This is a genomic window from Castellaniella denitrificans (genome assembly GCF_027214045.1).
Classification (GTDB): Bacteria; Pseudomonadota; Gammaproteobacteria; order Burkholderiales; family Burkholderiaceae_B; genus Castellaniella; species Castellaniella denitrificans_A.
Map to the genome: position 1 here is coordinate 21,333 of NZ_JAPWHE010000001.1, position 21,722 is coordinate 43,054.

Genomic DNA, 21,722 nt, shown 5'->3' on the forward strand with positions numbered 1-21,722 from the left:
CGCGCGCCCCGGCCGCTACTTAAAACGTGCCGTGCTTCTTGAATTCCTGGATGGCGGCGCCCAGAGCGGCGTCGTCTTCCTTGGAGAGTTCCTTCACGTCTTCGATGCGCTGGATCAGGGCTTCGTGCTTGGCCTTCAGGTAGTCCTTCAGGGCCTTTTCGAAGGCCAGCACCTGGCCGACCTCGAGATCGTCCAGATAGCCGTTGTTCACGGAATACAGGGCCACCGCCAGTTCCCAGACCTGCTGCGGCTGGTATTGGGGCTGCTTGAGCAGTTCGACCACGCGCTTGCCGCGTTCCAGCTGGCGGCGGGTGGCGTCGTCCAGGTCGGAAGCGAACTGCGCGAAGGCGGCCAGTTCACGGTACTGGGCCAGGTCGGTCCGGATGCCGCCCGACAGCTTCTTGACGACCTTGGTCTGGGCCGAACCCCCCACGCGCGACACCGAGATACCGGCGTTGATGGCGGGGCGGATGCCGGCGTTGAACAGGTCGGTTTCCAGGAAGATCTGGCCGTCGGTGATGGAGATCACGTTGGTCGGCACGAAGGCGGACACGTCGCCGGCCTGGGTTTCGATGATCGGCAGCGCGGTCAGCGAGCCGGTCTTGCCCTTGACGGCGCCGTTGGTGAATTTTTCGACGTATTCGGGATTCACGCGGGCGGCGCGTTCCAGCAGACGGGAGTGCAGGTAGAACACGTCGCCGGGGTAGGCTTCGCGTCCGGGCGGACGGCGCAGCAGCAGGGACACCTGGCGGTAGGCCCAGGCCTGCTTGGTCAGATCGTCGTACACGATCAGGGCGTCCTCGCCGCGATCGCGGAAGTATTCGCCCATGGTGCAGCCCGAGTAGGCGGCCAGGTACTGCATGGCGGCGGAGTCGGACGCGGCGGCGGCCACGACGATGGTGTATTCCATGGCGCCGTGTTCTTCGAGCTTGCGCACCACGTTGTTGATGGTGGAAGCCTTCTGGCCGATGGCGACGTACACGCAGGTGACGCCCTTGCCCTTCTGGTTGATGATGGTGTCGACGGCCACGGCGGTCTTGCCGGTCTGGCGGTCGCCGATGATCAACTCGCGCTGGCCGCGGCCGACGGGCACCATGGAGTCGATGGCCTTCTGGCCGGTCTGCAGCGGCTGCGACACGGACTGGCGGGCGATCACGCCCGGCGCGACCTTTTCGATCACGTCGGTTTCCTTGGCGTTGATCGGGCCCTTGCCGTCGATCGGATTGCCCAGTGCGTCGACGACGCGGCCGCGCAGTTCCGGGCCGACCGGCACGGACAGGATCTTGCCGGTGGTCTTGACGGCGTCGCCTTCGGACACGCCGATGTAGTCGCCCAGAATCACGGCGCCCACGGAATCACGTTCCAGATTCAGGGCCAGACCGAACTTGTTGTTGGGGAATTCGAGCATTTCGCCCTGCATCACGTCGGACAGACCGTGGATGCGGGTGATGCCGTCGGTGACGGACACGACCGTGCCTTGCGTGCGGACATCGGTGGACGCGCCCAGGCCTTCGATGCGGCTCTTCAGCAGTTCGCTGATCTCGGACGGGTTAAGTTGCATGGTAAGACTCCTGGAATCTTGTTGGCTGGCCCGCCATCACGCGGCCAGCGTATCGCGCAGACCGGCCAGCCGGGCTTGCACGGAAGTATCGAGCACGTGATCGCCGACGGCGACGCGCACCCCGCCGATCAGTTCCGGGTCGACCGTCACCTGGGATTTGAGCTTGAGGCCGAACTTGCGCTCCAGCCCCTGCAGCAGGCCGGCCACCTGGGCATCGGTCAGCGGGTAGGCGCTGGTGATGCGCGCCAGGGCGGTGCCTTCCAGCCGGTTGCGCAGCAGTTCGAATTGCTCGGCCACCTGGGGCAGCGCCTGGACGCGGCCGTTCTCGACCACCAGGGCGACGAGATTTGCCGCCTGCGCCGGCAGTTCCTGGGGCACCAGACCGGTCAGCAGCGCGGTGCGCTGCGCATCGGACAGGCGCGGATCGGCCATGGCCTCGAGCACGTCGGGCATGCCGGACACCTGGGCCAGCAGCGACATCACGCCGGACCAGTATTCGAGCCCGCGCGCGTCGCCGCGCACGGATTCGAACAGGGCCTCGGCGTAGGGCCGCGCGATAGTAGACAGTTCAGCCATGACTCGCCCTGATTCAGAGTTGCGCCTGGAGCTGGTCGAGCAGCTCGGCGTGCGCCTTGGCATCGACTTCGCGACGCAGGATCTGTTCGGCGCCCTTCACGGCCAGCACAGCCACTTCGGCGCGCAGGGTTTCACGCGCACGCTGGACTTCCTGGGCGGCGTCCTGACGGGCCTGGGCGACGATCCGGGCCTTTTCGGCCTCGGCTTCGCGGCGGGCTTCGTCGATCAGCGCGGAGGCCTGCTTTTCGGCTTCGGCCAGACGCGCGTGGTTTTCGGTCTTGGAGGCGGCTTCCATCAGACTGACGCGGGCCTGGGCCTGGGCCAGATCGGCTTTGCCTTTCTCGGCGGCGGCCAGACCGTCGGCGATTTTCTGGCGACGATCATCCATTGCCTTCGTCAGGGGCGGCCAGATGAATTTCATCGTAAACCAACCCAGAACGAAAAACACGATCATCTGGAAAAAGAGAGTCGCGTTTAAATTCACGGTCGTTTTCCTAATTTACCCGTTCGTGCCTTGCGGCGATTCCGCAAGGCACCTAATCCGGCCGTCCACGACCCGCAGGCCGCCGACGAACCCCTGACCTGCGACAAACGCGCAGGCCTGCGCCGTCATCAGCCCACGAAGGGGTTGGCGAACGCGAACAGCATGGCCAGACCCACACCGATCAGGAAGGCCGCGTCGATCAGGCCGACCAGCAGGAACATCTTGGTCTGCAGCGTGTTCATCAGTTCGGGCTGGCGGGCGGAGGCTTCGAGGTACTTGCCACCCATCATGCCGATGCCGATGCAGGCGCCGATGGCGCCCAGACCGATGATCAGACCGCAAGCGAGAGCAACGAACGCAACGTTGGTCATAACAACTCCTTGGTAAGTAAACGTTGTTTAGTCAAAAAATCAAAAAACCAGAAATCAGGGCAAGCCCCGCGAGCCCGCCCGGGGTGACCCCGGGCGAATTTTTAGTGGCCTTCGTGCGCCTGCCCGATATACACCAGGGTCAGCATCATGAAGATGAACGCCTGCAGCAGCACGATCAGAATGTGGAAGATCGCCCATGCCGAACCGGCGAGCACGTGTCCGAACGCAAGACTGATGCTGGAAGCATTCGCCCCCGTCCAGGCACCACCCAGCAAGGCGATCAGCATGAACAGCAGTTCGCCCGCATACATATTGCCGAACAGCCGCATGCCCAGCGACACGCACTTGGCCGCATATTCGATGAGGTTCAGCAGGAAATTGAAGGGCGCCAGGACCAGCGCCGCGACGCCATGCGCGTGGAAGGGCGCGGTGAAGAGTTCCTTGACGAAGCCGGCCGGGCGCTTGATCTTGATGCCGTAGTACAGCATCAGGACCAGCACGCCCAGGGACATGCCCAGGGGGATGTTCAGATCGGCGGTCGGCAGGATGCGATGATAGTACAGCGGATCGGCGTGGTGGGCGCCCAGGCCTGTGATGCGGAAGATCCAGCCGGCCAGGTCGACGGGGATGAGGTCGAGCGCGTTCATCAGCGCGATCCAGAGGAACACGGTCAGGGCCAGCGGCGCGGCGAACTTGCGCGTGGTCTCGTTGGGGATGATGCCTTTGGCTTCCTCGTGGACCATGCCCACGAGCATTTCGATGCCCATCTGGAAACGGCCCGGCACATCGGTGGTGGCCCGGCGGGCGGCCCGCCAGAGGAAGAAGATGACGATGGCGCCCATCAGGATCGACCAGAACAGCGAGTCGTAGTTGACGACGTCGAAGTTGGCGATGATGTCCTGCTTGTGCCCGAGATTGTTCAGGTGCACCAGGTGATGCTGGATGTATTCGGACTGAGGCGTCGTTACAGCGTCGGTCATCGGAAACCCTTTTTCGTATTCAAATCATGGCAGTCGGCGCAAGGCCAGCAACACCACGTACCCCTTCATGACGCCCAGCAGGCCCAGCAGGAAGGCCAGCCAGTTCAGCCAGTCGCCCCACCGCCACGCCACCAGGACCACCACCCCGGCCACCGTCAGCAGCTTGAGGAATTCGCCCCAGAAAAAGGCGAGCGATCCCGGGCGTTTAGGCCCGAAATACCCCAGCAGCAGCCGCAAGGCGAACAGCGCGTTGGGCACAAAATAAACCACCGCCCCGATCAGGGCGGAAAACCCGGCGTCCTTTCCGGCAATTCCCCAGGCGCCCAGCACCACCAGCATTCCCGTGAATGCCTGCGCCGCCAACGCCCGCAACAGGCCGACCCGTGAACGGCGGGCGATCAGCGCGCGTTCCGATTCGTCAAGCACCAGCGTGTCGGACGAACTGCCATCAGGACCGCGGACAGCCCTCGCATTCATAGGCCTATCGCTCACGTCCCGCCGCGCATCCGCCGAAAGCCCCCGTCAATCCGGGCCGATCGAACACACACGCGGCGATAGTCAAACTCGTAAATTATAGCGTCCCTTTCAGGGAATATTCAAACTTCCCCTGCCAGGGGCGCACTATTTTAGCGCAGTTCGCCCGTGCGCGCGGCCTACGGCACATCCGTCCCGACGGACTACGCCGTTTCCCCGACGGCCGGCCGACCGCCACCCGGAAAACGGCGTAGCGACTCTGGCCTATAGGTGGGCGCCCGACCCGCCCATAACATTCTCCATACGACATCACAGTTCGACACGTTCGGCAAAGATCATTGCGCGGAAGAGGGGGATCGCCATGCGGTTCATGGGGTTGCGGATCGGCATCATCGTCGCGGCGCTGTTGGGCGCGGCGGCGGCCGCGCAAGAACCCGAGCCGCCCAGGGGCAATCTCGACGAGGGGCGCATCAACAGCGATCCCCTGAAGGGGCTGATCATCAACCGCACCGTCACCGTGATGGGATGGGACTTCTACAGCAACTTCACGCAAGTGTGGCAGGCGCTGTACCCGGACTCACAGGACACGATGACGATCATCGAACGTCCCACCGCGCAGTTCGGCAGCGAGATCTGGATCAGTTATCTGAATCAGACCGTATTCCACACGTTTCTGTCTCCGGCCCGCTCGCGGGCGAAGGACCAGAGTCGGGAAGTCGTCCAGGTGGTCCGGGAGAACATCGACATCATCAATGCCCAAAGGCAGTTCATCCAGGACGCCGACTTGGGGCCCGAGGAGATGTAAATGAGCCAGTCCACGCACACCCCTTTCGCCAGGTCGGGCAGGCCCGCCGCGATCCTCCTCGGCGCCTTGATGGCGCTGTCATGGGCGCCGCTGCCGGTTTCGGCGGGGCAGCTGCTCTACACCCCGGTCAACCCCAGTTTCGGCGGCAACCCGCTGAACGGCCCCAACCTGCTGCAAAGCGCGCAGGCGCAGAAGCGCTATCCCTACCCCATGGACGATCTCGGCCTGGACAACATCGGCCAGATCCTGCAAACGGACAACGGCTTCCTGATCCAGAAAGGCGACAAGCTCTACTGGATCGATCTGAACGGCAATTCGCATCCTATCGACCTTGGCAGCACCGCTGCCGGCACCGCCCCACTCAACTGACCCGGAACCGGAAAGGCCCGTCATGGACACCCTGAAAATGCCTGGAGCCCGCGCACTCGTTTCGGTTCGCGGCTCATGGATCGCTCCGGTGCTGGCGCTGACCCTGTCCGCATGCGCGATCCAAAAACCCGTCAATGTTTCCAGCGAAGCGCAACTGACTCCGCCGACCCCCTCGGCCACCGCGTTGCTGCAGTTGCCGCCTCCGCGGCAAAAGATCGTGGCCGCCGTCTACGGCTTCCGGGATGAAACCGGTCAATACAAGCCTTCCCCCAGCAGCGCGTTCTCCACGGCGGTCACTCAGGGCGCGGCGTCGATGCTGATGAAAGCGCTGAAAGACTCCGGCTGGTACATCCCCGTCGAGCGGGAGGGCCTGCAATCCCTGCTGACCGAGCGCCGGGTGTTGCGGGCCGTGGACGAGGACGCGCAGAACCGGGGCGGCGTCCCGAACCTGCTGCCCGCCTCCATCATCCTGGAGGGCGGCGTGATCGCCTATGACACCAACACGAGGACCGGCGGCCTGGGCGCGAAATTCCTGGGGATCGGCATGACCACGCAATACAGCGTCGATCAGGTCACGATCGGCCTGCGGGCCGTGGACGTCGCGACCGGCGCGATCCTGGACAGTGTCTCGACCACCAAGACGATCTTCTCGTACGAGATCCATCCGAGCTATTTCCGTTTCGTCAATTACTACGATCTGCTGGAGATCGAAGGCGGCTACACCCACAACGAGCCCGCCCAACTGGCCGTGAAGGAAGCCATCGACGCCGCCGTCATGCACCTGACGGTACAGGGCATCAAGAACAATCTGTGGCGCCTGAAAAACCCGGCGGACTGGAACAGCGCGTTGATCCAGCGCTACCTGACCGCCGAAAACAACGAAGTGACAACGGTGACGCCGCGCAAGACGGTCGACACGGACACCGCGGCCCCCTCGGCCCAGACCCAATGACCGCCTGAAATGCGGCCCGGGCCTGCTCACTTGAATCAAGGAGTTGCAAATCATGGACACATCACCCCTTTCACGTTTCGGCCCCCCCCCTCGGCCACGTCTGCCTGAGCCTGGGCCTCGCGGCCCTGCTGAGCGCAGCCCCGCCGGCCAGCCACGGCGCCGGCTTCGATCTTTCGCCCGGGGAACTGCCGCCGCTGGAGTTGGCCAATGCCGGCGTGCGGGCGCACATCGCCCAGCGAGGCGGACTGAACACCGGCGAAATCACCCAGAAAGGCGCCGATTCCGCGGCATCCATCCTCCAGGACGGTTTCCACAACCGGGCGGACACTTCGCAATCCGGGGCGGGCAACACGGCCTTGATCCAGCAGGCCGGGGCCAACAACGAAGCCCAGATCATCCAGGCCGGGATGGGGATCTGGGGCGAAATCCATCAGACCGGCGTAGCCAATCGCGGGCGGCTGGAGCAATACGCCAGCAACAGCTACGCGAACCTGAACCAGATCGGGAATTTCAATCAACTGTCGGTGACGCTCACCACGCCGGGCCCGCTGGCGCCGATCACCCAGATCGGCAGCGGCCTGAAGCTTTCCGTGTATCGCTGACGCACCCGAACCGTTTCTTTCGACGACGCCCGGTTTCAAGACCGCCGGACAGCGTTTTCCCCCCACTGGTCTTGTCGACTCAAGGAGCTTCAACATGAAACACTCTCTTTGCGCACTGGCGTCCGGTCTTGCGTTGGCCTTCGCCGGCACGGCGGCATTCGCGGGCAGCACCGGCAACACCTACCAGAACGGCTTCAACAACGACGCCGAGATCACGCAGGCCTACAACGGCAACGCCACCGCCACCATCACTCAGATCGAAATGAGCAACGTGGCCAAGGCCAACCAGTCCAACAATTTCTTCGGTAGCGCCCAGATCGATATCTACCAGAAGGGATACGACAACTACGCCAACGCGAAACAGTCCGACAACGTGGGCGCCAGTTCAAAGGTCGTGCAAAAGGGCTGGCAGAACGTGGTCAACACGGACCAGAGCCACAACGTGAACGCCCGGTCGGATGTCTATCAGGACGGCGTGAACAATTCGGCTGACGTCAAACAGACCTGGACCGGCGATGCCAGCGCCAAGATCGTCCAGGCAGGCTGGAAGAACGTCGCGAACACCACCCAGGAACACAGCCTGGACGCGACGGCCGATGTGTATCAGAGCGGGATCAACAATTCCGCCGACGTCACGCAGAAATGGACCCACGACGCCGACGCGAAGATCGTGCAGGCCGGCTTCAAGAACACCAGCACGGTGACGCAGCAGTTCGGTCACAACCAGAGCGCCGATCTCTACCAGGACGGATGGGTCAACTCGGCGACCGTGATGCAGACGGGCTCCAACCTGTCCGCCACGGCGGTGCAGATCGGGTTCGGCAACACGGCCACGTTCAATCAGACGGGCTGGTAAGTCCGCAGGCCTTTGCGCCAGGCTCTCTGGCGGGACTTCCATGGCCCGCCAGAGATTTTTTCCCCTTCTTCCGGAGCATGGTCATGATGGCGGCGGATCTGAATCTCCAGGTATGGCTGGACAGCGGCACCGGCGCGCAAGCCGGCATGATCGTGCCCTACGTCCAGAGTCCGGAACACCGCATGATCGACTATCGGATCCAGGCCGTCAGGCAGGGCCCCTCGGGCACTTCGCGGATCATGCAAAGCGGCTCGGTCGACCTTCCGGCCGACCAGCCTACCGCGCTGACGCGCTTTTCCATGTCGATCGGAGCGCGCGATCAGTGCCAGATCGAGCTGCTCATCCTCTCCCAGGGCGTCCAGGCGGGCACCTATCGCTTCGCCTGTCCCCGTTCTCACTGACATCCCCATGCCATGAGACCCATCATGAACGCCGCCCTGCGCTCCATCGCATTTACCTTTTGTATGCTCCTGGCACTTCCTGCCACCGGCGAGGAAACAAACGCCCTCCTGCGGGCTTACGAACAGGCAGGCTCGCCCGCGACGCTTCCCGCTTCCCGCCTGGAGGCGGTGGCGCGCGCATACCGGGACGCGCGTCGGTGGCCAGTGGCCATTGAGCTGTTCAGACAAGGAGAGCGGCGTTTTCCCGGCCAGGCGACGTTCGCCTATGGCCATGTCATGACCCTGGCGGACGCGGGACGCCCGCACGAGGCAATTGAACGCGGCAAGTCCCTCGTGGCGGGCCGTCCCGGCGATCCGGATGCGCATCTCGCACTGGCTTACGCCTATGGCCGGAACGCACAACCGTATGCGGCCCTGGAACACGCCTCCCAGGCTTACTCGCTGGCCCCGGGCCGTCTTTACGTCGTGCGCGCCTACGTGCTGGCCCAGCAGGATGCGCGCCTGCCCCAAAGCGCCCTCCGGCTGGCCGCCGCGCATCCCGGCCTGCTCAGTCCTTCGCAGACCCGGTCCCTGCAGGCCGACGTGGCGGCCGAGCTGACACGCGCCGCCTCGACCGACACACGGGGCGAAGCGGACCGGCACGTCCTGGCCGACCAGGCGCTGTCCCAGTACGACCAACTGATTCCGCAATGGCGCGCCCTGGGGCCGGAGGCCCGCGACGACGTGCGGCGCGCCGAGGCGGACCGGCTGCAAGCCCTGCGCGCGCGCGGCCGCATGCGGGATCTCGCGGCCCACTACGAAGCCATGCGGGCGAACGGCGAGACCGTGCCGGATTACGCGCTGGGCGAAGCGGCAGGCGCCTACCTGGCCTTGCGACGGCCGGAAACCGCAGCGCCTCTGTTCCAGCAATCCCTGGCGTCCACGGCGGCGGGCCTGGACGCGGAGGCCCGGGTGAGCGACCGGATCGGCCTGTACTACGCGCTGGCCGAATCCGACCAGCACGCCGCCGCCAACGCAGGGCTGGACCGGACGCTGGCCGCGCTGCCCACCTGGATCATGTACAAGGGCGATCCCATGCGCCGCCCCAACCCCGCGAAACTGGACGCCGAACAGACGCGAGCCCTGGGCGCGCTCTACCAGGGCGACACGCTGAAGGCCCAGGCGGCGCTGGACCGGATGGTCGACGAAGCGCCTGGCAACGTCGGCCTGCGCGTCGCGCGGGCCGAAGTCTGGCGCGCCCGGGATCTGCCGCGCCAGGCGGAACTCGACCTGAAGATCGCCGAAACCCAGGCGCCCCGGTCCATCGAGGTCGAAACCGGCCAGGCCGAGACCGCCCTCGCCCTGCGGGAATGGCGCCAGGCCAGGCTGTTGCGTGACGATCTGATGGCCCGGATCCCGGAAGACCAGGCCGTGAAGCGTCTGGACGAGACTTGGAGCGCACATCAAAAGGCCGAGTGGCGGACGACCGCCAGCCGGGGCGCGTCCACCGGCGGCCAGGTGCTGGGCAGCCGGGACGCAAGTATCGACACCGTGCTCTATTCACCTCCATTGGATGACAATTGGCGCGTATTCGCCGGCACCGGCTACACAGAAGGGCGCTTCGACGAGGGGGACGGCCACTATGCCTGGGCGCGCGCCGGGCTCGAATGGCGCGGCCGCGACCTGACGGCCCAGATCGAGGCCTCGGGCAACCGCTACGGTCACGGCACCCGGGCCGGGGCGGCGTTCTCGGCCCTGATGGACCTGAACGACCATTGGCAGGCGGGCATCGGCGGCGCCCTGCTGTCGCGCGATACGCCGCTGCGGGCCTTGAAGCACGACATCACGGCCAATACCCTGAACGCCTCTCTGCGCTGGCGTGGAGACGAACGCAGGGAATGGGTCCTGACCCTGACGCCCTCGTTCTTTTCCGACGGCAACCGCCGCCTGGAGGCCAGTCTGTCGGGCCGCCAGCGCCTCTACACCGCGCCCCGGGTCCAGGTGGATGCGCTGCTGGATCTGTCCGCCTCCCGCAACTCGGCCGAGGACGCCCCCTATTTCAACCCCAGGTCGGACCTGACGTTACTGCCGGCCCTGCGGGTGACGCACACGCTGTACCAGCGGGACGAGACGCGCTGGGAGCAGCAATTCCTGCTTGCCGCCGGCGCCTATGCGCAGCAGGGATACGGCACCGGCGGCCTCTACACCATCGGCTATGGCCAACGCTATCACCACAGCCGCACGTTCGAGGTCGGTTTCCTGGCTTCGGGCACCTCGCGCCCCTACGACGGCCAGCGCGAGCGCAGTTTCAACTTCCTCATCGACGTGACGGTCCGGTTCTGACCCGGGAGCGCCCCATGCCACGATCCTTCACCTTCGGTCCGCGCCTGCTCTTCCTGGCCTGCCTCCTGACGCTGCTCGCAGGCTGCGCGCGCGACATTCCGGCTTTCACACCGCCAGACGAGAGGCCCGTGGCCAGCGTCGACAGGCCCTGGCCCGCCAACCACGTGCTGGCGCTGGCCTACCATGATGTCGAGGACAGCGATCCCGACCAGCGATTCCTGGCCGTGCGCACGGATCAACTGGTCGCCCAGCTCGAATGGCTGCGGAACAACGGCTACCAGGCCGTGTCCGTCGACCAGATCCTGGCCGCCGGACACGGCGGAAAACCCTTGCCGCCCAAGGCGGTGTTGCTCAGTTTCGACGATGGTTACCGCAGCTTCCCCAGCCGGGTCTTCCCCATCCTGAAGGCCATGAACTGGCCCGCCGTGTGGGCGCCCGTGGGCCGCTGGATCGACACGCCGCCCGACCAGCCCGTGCGCTTCGGCGACCTGCGGGTGCCCCGGGACCGTTTCGCCACCTGGGAAGACGTCCGGGAAATGGCCCGTTCGGGTCTGGTCGAAATCGCTTCGCACACCGACGACCTGCACCACGGCATTCCGGCCAATCCTCAGGGCAATACGGAACCGGCCGCCGCCACGCGCCGCTACGACACAGGCGCGCGCGCCTACGAAACCGACGCGGCCTACCGGCAACGGATCACAGAGGACGTCCGGCGCATCACACGCAAGATCCGCCAGGCGACCGGCACGACGCCCCGCGTCTGGGTCTGGCCCTACGGCGCCGCAAGCGGCGAAGCGCTGGACATCATCCGCACCCAGGGGTATCGGATGGCATTGACGCTCGATGAAGGCCTGGCCCCGGTCGACGCGCCCCTGTCCATGCCGCGCATGCTGGTGACGGACTCGCCCGACATGCGGACGTTCGCACGGTCGGTCGTGGGCGCCGAATCCCGGGGCGACTTCCGGGTGGCGCAGGTGGACCTGGACTACGTCTACGACCCCGACCCCGGCCAGACGGACCGCAACCTGGGCGCCCTGGTGCAGCGGATCGCCGACCTGGGCATCAACACGGTCTTCCTGCAAGCTTACGCCGATCCCGAAGGCGACGGTCTGGCGCGCTCGGTCTATTTCCCGAATCGGCGGCTGCCGATGCGCGCCGACCTGTTCAACCGGGCCGTCTGGCAGTTGCGCAACCGCGCCCGCGTGAAGGTCTACGCCTGGATGCCGGTCCTGAGCTTCGATCTGGCGCCCGACATCGCCCGCGTCGTCCGCCAGAACCCCGCGCGTCCGGACGAACCGCCCGGCCCGGATCCCGAGCAGTATCGCAGGCTGTCTCCCTTCGACCCGCGGGCCAGGGCTGCCATCACGGACCTGTACGAGGACATGGCGCGCGCCGCGCCGATCGACGGCATCCTGTTTCACGACGACGCCGTGCTGAGCGATTTCGAGGACGCCGGCCCGGATGCGCTCGCCGCCTACCGTCGCGCCGACCTGCCCGACTCCATCCAGGCGCTGCGGGCCGACCCGGACACGCTGCGGCGCTGGACCCGCTTCAAGAGCCTCGCCCTGGTCGATTTCACCCTCTCGCTGGCGCAGCGCGTCCGCGCCATCCGCGGACCGCAGGTACGGACCGCCCGCAACCTGTACGCCGAGCCGATCCTGAACCCGGCCAGCGAAGCCTGGTACGCGCAGAACCCGGACGATTTCCTGCGGGCCTATGACTGGACCGTACCCATGGCCATGCCGCTGATGGAACGGGTGCCGATGGCGCGCGCAGACGCCTGGATCGAACGCCTGGTCGCCGCGATGCGGCGGCGTCCGGGCGGACTGGACCGCACCGTGTTCGAACTCCAGGCCCGCGAATGGAGCCTGCCGGGCCGGCCCGCCGTGGACAGCCGGATTCTGGCTGGCTGGATGCGGCGCCTGCAGCGGGCCGGCGTCCGGCATTTCGGCTATTACCCCGACGATTTCGCACAGGATCAACCGGCACTGCAAAACATCCGGCCCGCGATCTCGACCGCCTGGTACCCCCACCGCTGAGGAGAAACCGCGATGACGGAACGACTGCTCGCCTTCCTGATCCTGTGCCTCGTCGCAGGGGCGCCCTTCGGGGCGGCCCTGATGTGGACGGGCAACCTGATCCTGGATTTCGTCTTCTTCTACCCCCTGTTCATGTCGGGCCTGTGGACATTCGGCGGACTGTACTACTGGTTGCACTGGGAACGATTCTGGCCCTGGTCTCCCGATGCCCCTCCGCCGACCCTGAAGGGGACGCCCTGGATTTCCATTCTGATCCCCTGCCACAACGAAGCCGAGCATGGCGCCGACACCGTGCTGTCGGCGCTGAACCAGCGCTATCCGCACGTGGAGGTGATCGCCATCGACGACGGTTCGACGGACGACACGGGCGCAATGCTGGACCGGCTGGCCGACACGCACGCGCGCCTGCGTGTCATCCATCTCGCCCGCAACCAGGGCAAGGCGATGGCCCTGCGCATGGGTGCGCTGGCGGCCCGCAGCGAGTACCTGGTCTGCATCGACGGCGATGCCATTCTGCACCGCGACGCCGCAGTCTACCTGGCGGCGCCCCTGGTCGACCACCCTCGGGTCGGCGCGGTCACGGGCAATCCGCGCGTGCGCACGCGCTCCACGCTGATCGGTCGCGTCCAGGTGGGCGAGTTCTCGTCCATCGTGGGCCTGATCAAGCGCACCCAGCGCGTCTACGGCCAAGTCTTCACCGTGTCCGGGGTGGTGGCCGCATTCCGGCGCGGCGCACTGGACCGGGTCGGCTACTGGAGCCTGGACATGGTGACCGAGGATATCGACATCAGCTGGAAACTCCAGCGGGACCATTGGTCGATCTTCTTCGAGCCGCGCGCGCTGTGCTGGATCCTGATGCCGGAAACGCTGCGCGGCCTGTGGAAGCAGCGGCTGCGCTGGGCTCAGGGAGGCGCCGAGGTCTTCCTCAAGAACCTGCCCGGCATCCGGGCCTGGCGCCACCGCCGCCTGTGGCCCATGGCGCTGGAATATTGCGTGTCGACGATCTGGGCCTTCGCCCTGGCCCTGTCCATGGCGCTATGGACGACCGGCCTGTTCGTGGCGCTGCCCGGGCATATCCAGGTCGAGACGTTGATGCCCCCCGCCTTCACGGGCATGGCGCTGGCCGCGGCCTGCCTGCTGCAATTCTGCATCAGCGTTTTTATCGACCACCGCTATGAACACGGCCTGTTCCGCGCACTGTATTGGGTGATCTGGTATCCCCTGGCCTACTGGCTGATCGGCCTGCTCACCACGCTGTACGGATTCCCCAGGGTCATGCTCAGGCGCCACCGCGCCCGGGCCCGTTGGAACAGTCCCGACCGCGGCATCAAGGCGCCCACATCATGATGATCATCAAGACCCCCCGCTCTGCTCTCGCTTCCTCGCTCGACGGTCTGCTCACGGCGCTGGCCTGGGCCGCGTTCGGCTTTCTGTTCGCTTCGGGCGTGCGCTCGATCGTGGCAAGCCCGGCGCACGCCGCCACGGAACCCGCCGTGTCCCGGCTGTTGCCCGACGCGCAGGCCCTGCTGGCCTACACGCTGGTGGCGGCCATCATCGGATTGCTGCTGTCCGCCTGGGCCTGCTACAACGCCGTGCGGTTCAGCCGACTGGACCGGCGCAAACCGGCGGACGAGCCGCTGCCCGACGCGCTGGCGGTTCATTTCGGCGTCAGCCTGGCGCAGTTGCGGATCCTGCGCGCCAGCCGGACGATCCTCATCCACCATACCGACGATGGCCGGATCAGCATGATCGATTTCATGCACGACCCGACTTTCGTCAAGGAATTCGCACAAATGCACCGCTGATTCAGAGGAAATTGGTTACGAACAGAAAAATCAGTCACGCATCGAAAACAGAGATTGCCAAGCCTTGTCCGAGCATCAAGAATAAGCACTCGCCGCCGCGCACCGATCCGGAACCTTTGCAAGGGGACCTCACAATGGCGACCATCATGGTAGTGGAACCCAATGCGCTCCTGCGCATGGGCCTCCTGACGCTGCTGCGCACCCTCGACTGCTCCCTCACCAGCACGGGCATCGATTACGCGCAGCTCTTCCACGGCGCACCGTCGCGCACGGAGACGGACCTGATGCTGCTGTCGGTGCCCGACGCCTATGACCGGATGACCGAGCTCGTCAACGCGGCACAGGAGCACTACGCGCCGCGCCGTCTCCTGCTGCTGTCGGAAACCCGGACCCTGCCCTATTCCCTGCTCAACCTGCCTCCCGTCCTGGCCGGGTACATTTCCAAGCACGCCTCCCAGGAAGTGCTGAAGACATCCGTCCTGCTGGTTCTGGCGGGCGGCAAATGCTTTCCGCTCCCCGACACGGGCCGGGCCGACACACCGCCACCGGAGGGTTGCGGCAGTCCGAAGCGACGCTGGTACGATCAGCAAGGCTCCCCTCCCCCGGCGCAATCCGACGGGCCCGCGCCCGACAATCTCCTGCACGCGACCAACGGCGCGCGCGCGATACCCGCGACGCTCGACGGAGCCCAGGCCCTCACGCCGGAACTCGTTTCCCGGGAAGCCGTGATGCTGCACCTGACGCATCGCCAGTACGAAGTGCTGGTCCTGCTGGCCAAGGGCTATCCGCTGAAAAAAATCAGCCGGGAACTGAACATCTCGGTGGCGACCGCCAAGACCCATGCCGAGGCGCTCTATCAGCGCCTGTCCGTCAACAGCCGCAACGCCGCGGTCTATGCGGCCGTCTCGCGCGGCGCCACGCTGGGGTGGCGCGATCCGGACATGGCGGCACACATGTCCTGACGCTAGGCCGACAGGCACCATCGCGCGATGGAACGCGCGGCCTGGCTGGCATCGGCATCCGGCCGATAGCGCGTGACCGGCTGTTTGCATGCCAGGGCCTCGCGCAATCGCTCGTCGCGGCATATGCTGTGCGGCAGCACACGCGCTCCATAGTGGAGTCGCCAGTCCAGCACGACATCCCGCGCCAACGGCCGCGAGGGCTCGAACTCGTTGATCAGCAGATGGCTGGCCGCGTCCAGCCCGATCTGCGCCAGCAGCACATGGGCAGCGACATCCGGGTGTGCGACCAGCACATCCAGCGTGCTGTGGAACCGGAGAGCGGGCACCTGCCGGCCAGGATAAGAAGGGCAGTCGAACAGCACCCAGTCGAAATCCCCGCTCAGGCCGGGCAGGGCGCGCACCCAGAAATCATCGCCATGCAGGAGGTGCGATCCCCCGGCATCCTCGATGGACGCGCGCCCGAACGGGACCAGCATCAGGCCCGGCGCCAGCTCGAAGGCCTGGCGCCGCCATTCGAGCGGAAACCCGGCGGCGACCCAACCGTGCACGTCCCGGTGGGCCACATCGAAATGCAGGCGCAGCATGTCCGACGCATTCAGGTCCACCAGCAGCACGCGCTGTCCCAGCGCGTGCAGGGCATCCCCCAGCATCCCCACGACCGTCGTGGCGCCTTCGCCGCCCCGCACCCCCGTCACAGTCAGAATATTCATCGCGGCGCGTCCGGATCATCGTCGCGAGCGGACGTCGCGCGCTTGCCCCAGGCCAGGTACCGGTCGATTTCCGCCAGCAGCGGCCAATGGGCCAGGGCCTTGCGGAACGCCTCGCGGTCCGCAGGGTCGACCTCGATCGCCCGGCCCGCATCCGGATGCGGGGGCGGCGGTGCGGCCGGGACATCGTCGCGGCCATGCGGCAGGTGGATCTCGGCCATCGCTCCCTCGTCACAAGGATCAGCTCATTCGAGACATTATGTATCTGGTGACGATAAGGGTTTTCCGGCACACCCGTAAGGGCCGAATGACCGATCGGCCATTCGGGCTAGGCCCGGCCATCCGCAGGATGGCCGGGCCGCGCGCTCAGCGGTGCTTGAAGTCCGGCTTGCGCTTTTCCACGAAGGCGCGCATGCCTTCCTTCTGGTCTTCGGTGGAGAAAAGGGCGTGGAAGTTGCGCCGCTCGAACAGCAACGATTCGCTCAGCGGGGTCTCGAAGGCGCGATTGACACATTCCTTGGCCATCATCACAGCGGGCAGCGGCATCGAGGCGATCGTCGCGGCGGCCTCGAGGGCCTCGTCCAGCAACCGCTCGACCGGCACGATGCGCGACACCAGCCCGGCGCGTTCGGCCTCGGCGGCATCCATCATGCGGGCCGTCAGCACCAGGTCCATGGCCTTGGCCTTGCCCACCGCACGTGGCAGGCGCTGGGTGCCGCCATAACCGGGAATGACGCCCAGCTTGATTTCCGGCTGGCCGAACTTGGCGTTCTCGGCGGCGATGATGAAATCGCACAGCATGGCCAGTTCGCAGCCCCCGCCCAGCGCGTAGCCGGACACGGCCGCGATGATGGGCTTGCGGGCGCGGCGCAACGCATCCCAGTTGCCGCCCAGATAGTCGGACTTGTACACATCCATGTAGGACCAGTCCGACATGGCGGCGATGTCGGCCCCTGCGGCGAACGCTTTCTGGCTGCCGGTCAGCACCATGGCGCCGATGCCGTCGTCGGCCTCGAAGTCGCGCACGGCGGCCGATAATTCATCGATGACCTCGTTGCTCAGGGCGTTCAGGACCTGGGGACGGTTCAGGGTCAACAGGCCGACGCGGCCCCGGACCTCGACCTTGACGAACGATTCGCTCATGATGCCTCCAAAGTAAACTACCGACATGAAAAATGCACAGATGATCCGATACCAGGTACGGCTGGCCGACCCGGCCGGTCACCGCTACGCCATCCGTCTGACGATTCCTCGCCCCGATCCGGCCGGCCAGAACCTGCGTCTGCCCGCCTGGATTCCAGGCAGCTACCTGATCCGTGATTTTGCCCGACAGATCGAAACTTTGCAGGCTTCTTCGGACGGCGCCCCGGTCGCCACACGCAAGACCGACAGCCACACCTGGCACTGCGACACCTGCGCCGGCCCGCTGACCGTGGACTACCAGGTCTATGCCTGGGACCTGTCCGTGCGCGGCGCGCATTTCGACGAAAGCCACGCCTTCTTCAACGGCTGCAGCCTGTTCCTGGCCGCGGTCGGCCAGGAAACACAGCCCTGCCTGCTGGATCTGCGCCCGCCCGCCCACGCGCGCGGCTGGCGGGTCCACACCAGCCTGCCATCCGCCTCCGGCCACCCTGACGCGGCCCCCACACATGGATTCGGCCTCTACCTGGCCCGCGACTACGACGATCTGATCGACCACCCCGTCGAGATCGGCACGCCCCAGTGCGTCAGTTTCGAGGCGCATGGCGCGGTCCACGACCTGGTGTTCACCGGCCGGATACCCGGCCTGGACCTGGAGCGCATCGCCGCCGATGCGCAGAAAATCTGCGCCGCCCAGATCGAACTGTTCGAGCCCGACACCCGACGCGCGCCGTTCCTGGACAGCGCCGGGCGCTACGTGTTCCTGGTGACGGTCACGGGCGATGGTTACGGCGGCCTGGAACACCGCGCCTCGACCGCACTCATCACCCGCCGCGCCGACCTGCCCGCGCAGGGCCGCGGGACGCCCGAGGGCTACGTCACTTTCCTGGGCCTGCTCAGCCACGAATACTTTCATACCTGGAACGTCAAGCGCATCAAGCCCGCCGCCTTCGCCCCCTACGATCTGAGCCGTCCGAACCATACGGAACTGCTATGGGTGTTCGAAGGCTTCACGTCCTACTATGACGACCTGATGCTGCTGCGCGCGGGCGTGATCGACGAGCCCGCCTACCTGAAACTGGTCGGCCGCACGCTGGACCAGGTGATGCGCGCCGGGGGGCGCCTGAAGCAATCCGTGGCGGAAAGCTCCTTCGACGCCTGGACGCGCTACTACAAGCAGGACGAGAACTCGCCCAACGCCCTGGTCAGCTATTACACCAAGGGTGCGCTGGTGGCATTGGGCCTGGATCTGGAGATCCGCCGGCAGTCCGGCGACACGCACAGCCTGGATGACGTCATGCGTTCGCTGTGGCGGCGCTACGGTCGCGACTTCTACCAGGGCCGGCCCCGGGGGGTGGCCGAAGGCGACATGCCCGCGCTGATCCGCGCCGCCACCGGCGCCGACGTGACGGACTTCATCGCGCGTCACGCCCTCGGCCGCGAGGACGTGCCCCTGAAGTCCGCCCTGGCCCGCGCCGGCATCGAGTTGTCCGCGCAGCCCGAGCACACGCGGCCCACGCTGGAAGTCCGCACCCAGGCCGACCCGGCGGGCCTGCGCCTGGCGACCGTCTACGAGCAGGGTCCCGCGCATCGCGCCGGCCTGTCCGCCGGCGACCTGCTGATCGCCGCCGACGGCCTGCGCATCGCCGACGCCGCCGGCCTGGACCGCCTGCTGGACGCGCGCCGCCCCGGCGAGCGACTGGCCTTGCACGTCTTCCGGCGCGACGAACTGCGCCAATACACGGTACGGCTGGGCAAGCCCGCCGCCCTGCGCCACCAGTTGAAACGGGTCTCTCCCACCGTGCCGGCCCGCGACGCTGCGGAGGGCACATGAATACCCGGCGCGTGATCCTGGACGAACTGCGCGTCCAGGCACCGATCGGGATGCTGGATCACGAGCGTCGCGCCCCGCAGCCGCTGGCGATCCGGGCGGAATTCGACACCGACGCCTCGCGCCCCGTGGACGATGCCGACATCGGCTCGGTGCTGGACTACCGCTTGCTGCGCGCCGCCCTGGTCGAGGAAGCCACCCGCGGCCACACCGATTTGCTGGAAACCCTGGTGGACCGTTCGCTGGACCGTATCCTGCGCGATTTCCCCGACGTGCTGGGCGTTAAAATCCGCATCTGCAAACCGGCGGCCTTCGACGATTGCACCGTCTGCGTCGAACAGTCGCGCCGCCGCTGAACCCGTCTTCGCCCCTCGTCATGAACACCTCCTTTCCGGCGCCGCCCACGACCGTCCCCGATCAGAACCAGCCACCGGCAGCCCGGACGACGCCCGCCGACCCGGCCGCGTCCCCGCGCCGCAGCGTCAGCGAGAACAAACTCGTCAAGCGCCTGCTGCGCGAGACCGGCAAGGCCATCGGCGACTACGGCATGATCGAGGCCGGCGACCGCGTCATGGTCTGCCTGTCGGGCGGCAAGGATTCCTACGGCCTGCTCGACATCCTGCTCACCTTGCGCCAGCGCGCGCCCATCGATTTCGAGATCGTCGCCGTCAACCTGGACCAGAAGCAGCCCGGATTCCCGGAACACGTCCTGCCCGACTACCTGAGCGCGCGCGGCATCCCGTTCCACATCGAAAGCCAGGACACCTACTCCGTCGTCAAGCGCCTGATCCCGGAAGGAAAAACCACCTGCTCCCTGTGCTCGCGCCTGCGGCGCGGCATTCTGTACCGCGTCGCCCGCGAACTGGGCGCCACCAAGATCGCCCTGGGCCATCATCGCAACGACATCCTGGCGACCTTCTTCCTGAACCTGTTCTACGGCGGGCGCATGAAGGCCATGCCACCCAAGCTGGTGTCCGACAACGGCGAGCACGTGATCATCCGGCCATTGGCCTACGTGCGCGAGAAAGACCTGATCGCCTACGCCAAGCTGCGCGAATTCCCGATCATTCCTTGCAATCTGTGCGGGTCTCAGGAAAACCTCAAGCGCAAGGAAGTCGGCCGCATGCTGGAGGAATGGGACCGCCATTTCACGAACCGCACCTGGAATGTGTTCCGCGCCCTGTCGCACGTGGTGCCCTCGCACCTGATGGACCGGTCGCTGATGGACTTCACCGGCCTGCGGCCCACGGGACACGCCGACGCCGACGGCGACCGCGCCTTCGACGAGGAGGACTTCCCGCTGCCCGCCTTCTCCGAGGACGAGGACGACGAAGCCCCGGACACGGACGGCTCCATGGAGCGGATCATCGCGCGGCCCCGCGTGCGCGGGCCGGCGGCGCCCTAGCCGCACGCCGACAAAAAAGCCGCCATGGTCCGCTGGACGCTCGCCGCCCTCGCCCTCTTCTTCGTCCCGCTGGCGATCTGGTGGCTGAGCCTGAAGCCATCGAATGACCGCGAATGGGCCGACGAGGTCTCCCGCACCCTGCGCGGCAGCGTGCGAGGCTCACGCGTCACGCTGCGCGACATCCGCGATTTCGACTGGCGCAGCGACACGGATTACACCGCGCGCTGGCACGACGGCACCTATGACCTGGATGAACTGGACTCGGTGGACATGGCGCTGTCCTACTGGATGGGGCCGGCCATCGCGCATACCCTGGTGTCCTTCGGCTTCACGGACGGACGCCACCTGGTGTTCTCCGTCGAGATCCGACGGGAGCGCGGCGAGGCCTTTTCCTCTCTGGGCGGTTTCCTCAAGCAGTTCGAACTGGCCATCGTGGCCGCCGAGGAGCGCGACATCTTGCACGTGCGCGCCGGCCCCCGGGGCGAACAGGTCTTCCTGTATCCGGTCCACATGCCGCCCCAGGCCCGACGCGCCCTGTTCCTGTCCTACGTGGAGCGCGCCAACCGGCTCGCGGACGAACCGCGCTTCTACCATTCGGTGACGGCCAATTGCACGACCCTGGTCTACGATATGGTCCGTCCGCTGGTCCCCGGCCTGCCCCTGGACGTCCGGCTGATCCTGTCGGGCTACCTGCCCGAATACCTGTACAGCCATGGCGGCCTGGACACGAGCCTGCCGCTGGACACCCTGCGCGCCCGCGCCGACATCACGCGCCGCGCCGCCCAGGCAGGATCCGCGGAAGAATTCTCGCGGCGCATCCGCACGCCGGAACCGGTGGAAGGGCACGCGCAGCCGTCATGAGCGCGATCCCGAGCGACCGCCGGGACGCGCGGGCACCGCCCCGTACGCGACGAAACACGCGGGCAAGAACCGGAGCGGGGGGGATGACAGGAGGGGATGGTGGGCGGTACTGGGTTCGAACCAGTGACCCCTGCCGTGTGAAGGCAGTGCTCTACCACTGAGCTAACCGCCCAATCGGGCTGTTCAGGATTCGCGCGAAGCGCGCGGGATCAGCCGACT

24 protein-coding genes and 1 tRNA gene are annotated in these 21,722 nt (G+C 66.4%); 15 read left to right on the forward strand and 10 right to left on the reverse strand.

Translation table 11 applies throughout. The annotated features are described in order from the left end of the window. Positions 1-19: 19 nt before the first annotated feature. The 6 genes from atpA to O4H32_RS00135 all read right to left on the reverse strand — a co-directional run bounded on the left by atpA (position 20) and on the right by O4H32_RS00135 (position 4,449). Complete coding sequence (gene atpA, locus O4H32_RS00110) at positions 20-1,561, reverse strand: F0F1 ATP synthase subunit alpha (protein WP_269355570.1); 1,542 nt, start codon at positions 1,559-1,561, stop codon at positions 20-22. 36 nt (positions 1,562-1,597) lie between these two features. Beyond that, a complete protein-coding gene (locus tag O4H32_RS00115; protein WP_269355572.1) occupies positions 1,598-2,137 on the reverse strand; it encodes a F0F1 ATP synthase subunit delta in 540 nt (179 codons plus the stop codon). Positions 2,138-2,150: 13 nt separating this feature from the next. After that, positions 2,151-2,621 carry a F0F1 ATP synthase subunit B gene (locus O4H32_RS00120; protein WP_269355574.1) on the reverse strand — a complete coding sequence of 157 codons (471 nt, stop codon included), beginning with the start codon at positions 2,619-2,621 and terminating at the stop codon, positions 2,151-2,153. A 128-nt stretch (positions 2,622-2,749) separates the two neighbouring features. Next, entirely contained in the window at positions 2,750-2,992 is a 243-nt protein-coding gene (gene atpE / locus O4H32_RS00125) for a F0F1 ATP synthase subunit C (protein ID WP_043684944.1), read from the reverse strand. A 101-nt stretch (positions 2,993-3,093) separates the two neighbouring features. Next, positions 3,094-3,972, reverse strand: coding sequence for a F0F1 ATP synthase subunit A (gene atpB / locus O4H32_RS00130; RefSeq protein WP_269355577.1), 879 nt, complete (start codon positions 3,970-3,972; stop codon positions 3,094-3,096). A 24-nt stretch (positions 3,973-3,996) separates the two neighbouring features. Further along, the gene (locus O4H32_RS00135; RefSeq protein ID WP_269355579.1) at positions 3,997-4,449 is read right to left on the reverse strand and encodes an ATP synthase subunit I; all 453 of its coding nucleotides are present in this window, start codon (positions 4,447-4,449) and stop codon (positions 3,997-3,999) included. Positions 4,450-4,816: 367 nt separating this feature from the next. Here O4H32_RS00135 and O4H32_RS00140 point away from each other — a divergent pair, with 367 nt between their 5' ends. The 11 genes from O4H32_RS00140 to O4H32_RS00190 all read left to right on the forward strand — a co-directional run bounded on the left by O4H32_RS00140 (position 4,817) and on the right by O4H32_RS00190 (position 15,559). Next, complete coding sequence (locus O4H32_RS00140) at positions 4,817-5,251, forward strand: CsgE family curli-type amyloid fiber assembly protein (protein ID WP_269355581.1); 435 nt, start codon at positions 4,817-4,819, stop codon at positions 5,249-5,251. After that, positions 5,252-5,620, forward strand: a complete 369-nt coding sequence (locus O4H32_RS00145) for a curli assembly protein CsgF (protein WP_269355583.1) — start codon at positions 5,252-5,254, stop codon at positions 5,618-5,620. It begins immediately after the preceding gene. 22 nt (positions 5,621-5,642) lie between these two features. Beyond that, the gene (locus O4H32_RS00150; protein WP_269355585.1) at positions 5,643-6,572 is read left to right on the forward strand and encodes a CsgG/HfaB family protein; all 930 of its coding nucleotides are present in this window, start codon (positions 5,643-5,645) and stop codon (positions 6,570-6,572) included. A 215-nt stretch (positions 6,573-6,787) separates the two neighbouring features. Beyond that, positions 6,788-7,174 carry a hypothetical protein gene (locus O4H32_RS00155; RefSeq protein WP_269355587.1) on the forward strand — a complete coding sequence of 129 codons (387 nt, stop codon included), beginning with the start codon at positions 6,788-6,790 and terminating at the stop codon, positions 7,172-7,174. Between the two features lie 94 nt (positions 7,175-7,268). Then, positions 7,269-8,030, forward strand: a complete 762-nt coding sequence (locus O4H32_RS00160; RefSeq protein WP_269355589.1) for a hypothetical protein — start codon at positions 7,269-7,271, stop codon at positions 8,028-8,030. 83 nt (positions 8,031-8,113) lie between these two features. Then, the gene (gene csgH, locus O4H32_RS00165; RefSeq protein WP_269355591.1) at positions 8,114-8,431 is read left to right on the forward strand and encodes a curli-like amyloid fiber formation chaperone CsgH; all 318 of its coding nucleotides are present in this window, start codon (positions 8,114-8,116) and stop codon (positions 8,429-8,431) included. A gap of 63 nt (positions 8,432-8,494) precedes the next feature. Continuing rightward, positions 8,495-10,753: a poly-beta-1,6 N-acetyl-D-glucosamine export porin PgaA gene (pgaA, locus tag O4H32_RS00170; protein ID WP_269355593.1), complete on the forward strand. Its 2,259-nt coding sequence runs from the start codon at positions 8,495-8,497 to the stop codon at positions 10,751-10,753. 14 nt (positions 10,754-10,767) lie between these two features. Next, positions 10,768-12,792, forward strand: a complete 2,025-nt coding sequence (gene pgaB / locus O4H32_RS00175; RefSeq protein WP_269355595.1) for a poly-beta-1,6-N-acetyl-D-glucosamine N-deacetylase PgaB — start codon at positions 10,768-10,770, stop codon at positions 12,790-12,792. Between the two features lie 12 nt (positions 12,793-12,804). Next, positions 12,805-14,139 carry a poly-beta-1,6-N-acetyl-D-glucosamine synthase gene (gene pgaC, locus O4H32_RS00180; RefSeq protein ID WP_269355597.1) on the forward strand — a complete coding sequence of 445 codons (1,335 nt, stop codon included), beginning with the start codon at positions 12,805-12,807 and terminating at the stop codon, positions 14,137-14,139. Then, positions 14,136-14,597: a poly-beta-1,6-N-acetyl-D-glucosamine biosynthesis protein PgaD gene (pgaD, locus tag O4H32_RS00185; protein WP_269355598.1), complete on the forward strand. Its 462-nt coding sequence runs from the start codon at positions 14,136-14,138 to the stop codon at positions 14,595-14,597. Before pgaC ends, pgaD begins: the two co-directional genes overlap by 4 nt. A gap of 134 nt (positions 14,598-14,731) precedes the next feature. Continuing rightward, entirely contained in the window at positions 14,732-15,559 is an 828-nt protein-coding gene (locus tag O4H32_RS00190; RefSeq protein ID WP_269355600.1) for a response regulator transcription factor, read from the forward strand. Between the two features lie 2 nt (positions 15,560-15,561). On the opposite strand, the gene O4H32_RS00195 is transcribed toward O4H32_RS00190, so the two are convergent. The 3 genes from O4H32_RS00195 to O4H32_RS00205 all read right to left on the reverse strand — a co-directional run bounded on the left by O4H32_RS00195 (position 15,562) and on the right by O4H32_RS00205 (position 17,409). Beyond that, entirely contained in the window at positions 15,562-16,269 is a 708-nt protein-coding gene (locus O4H32_RS00195) for a cellulose synthase operon protein YhjQ/BcsQ (protein WP_269355602.1), read from the reverse strand. Further along, positions 16,266-16,487 (reverse strand): hypothetical protein, encoded by a 222-nt coding sequence (locus O4H32_RS00200; protein WP_269355604.1) that lies wholly within the window; start codon positions 16,485-16,487, stop codon positions 16,266-16,268. Before O4H32_RS00200 ends, O4H32_RS00195 begins: the two co-directional genes overlap by 4 nt. Positions 16,488-16,632: 145 nt before the next feature. Continuing rightward, a complete protein-coding gene (locus tag O4H32_RS00205) occupies positions 16,633-17,409 on the reverse strand; it encodes an enoyl-CoA hydratase (protein ID WP_269355605.1) in 777 nt (258 codons plus the stop codon). Positions 17,410-17,434: 25 nt separating this feature from the next. Here O4H32_RS00205 and O4H32_RS00210 point away from each other — a divergent pair, with 25 nt between their 5' ends. From O4H32_RS00210 to O4H32_RS00225, 4 genes are read left to right on the forward strand one after another with little or no spacing between them, the layout of a single operon-like run. Next, positions 17,435-19,240, forward strand: coding sequence for a M61 family metallopeptidase (locus O4H32_RS00210; protein ID WP_269355607.1), 1,806 nt, complete (start codon positions 17,435-17,437; stop codon positions 19,238-19,240). After that, positions 19,237-19,593 carry a dihydroneopterin aldolase gene (locus O4H32_RS00215; RefSeq protein WP_269355609.1) on the forward strand — a complete coding sequence of 119 codons (357 nt, stop codon included), beginning with the start codon at positions 19,237-19,239 and terminating at the stop codon, positions 19,591-19,593. The genes O4H32_RS00210 and O4H32_RS00215 overlap by 4 nt, the downstream gene beginning before the upstream one ends. A 20-nt stretch (positions 19,594-19,613) precedes the next feature. Next, positions 19,614-20,642, forward strand: coding sequence for a tRNA 2-thiocytidine(32) synthetase TtcA (gene ttcA, locus O4H32_RS00220; RefSeq protein WP_269355611.1), 1,029 nt, complete (start codon positions 19,614-19,616; stop codon positions 20,640-20,642). A 24-nt stretch (positions 20,643-20,666) separates the two neighbouring features. Then, positions 20,667-21,503: an Lnb N-terminal periplasmic domain-containing protein gene (locus O4H32_RS00225; RefSeq protein ID WP_269355613.1), complete on the forward strand. Its 837-nt coding sequence runs from the start codon at positions 20,667-20,669 to the stop codon at positions 21,501-21,503. A gap of 97 nt (positions 21,504-21,600) precedes the next feature. On the opposite strand, the gene O4H32_RS00230 is transcribed toward O4H32_RS00225, so the two are convergent. Continuing rightward, positions 21,601-21,675 (reverse strand) — tRNA-Val (locus O4H32_RS00230). Positions 21,676-21,722: the final 47 nt, after the last annotated feature.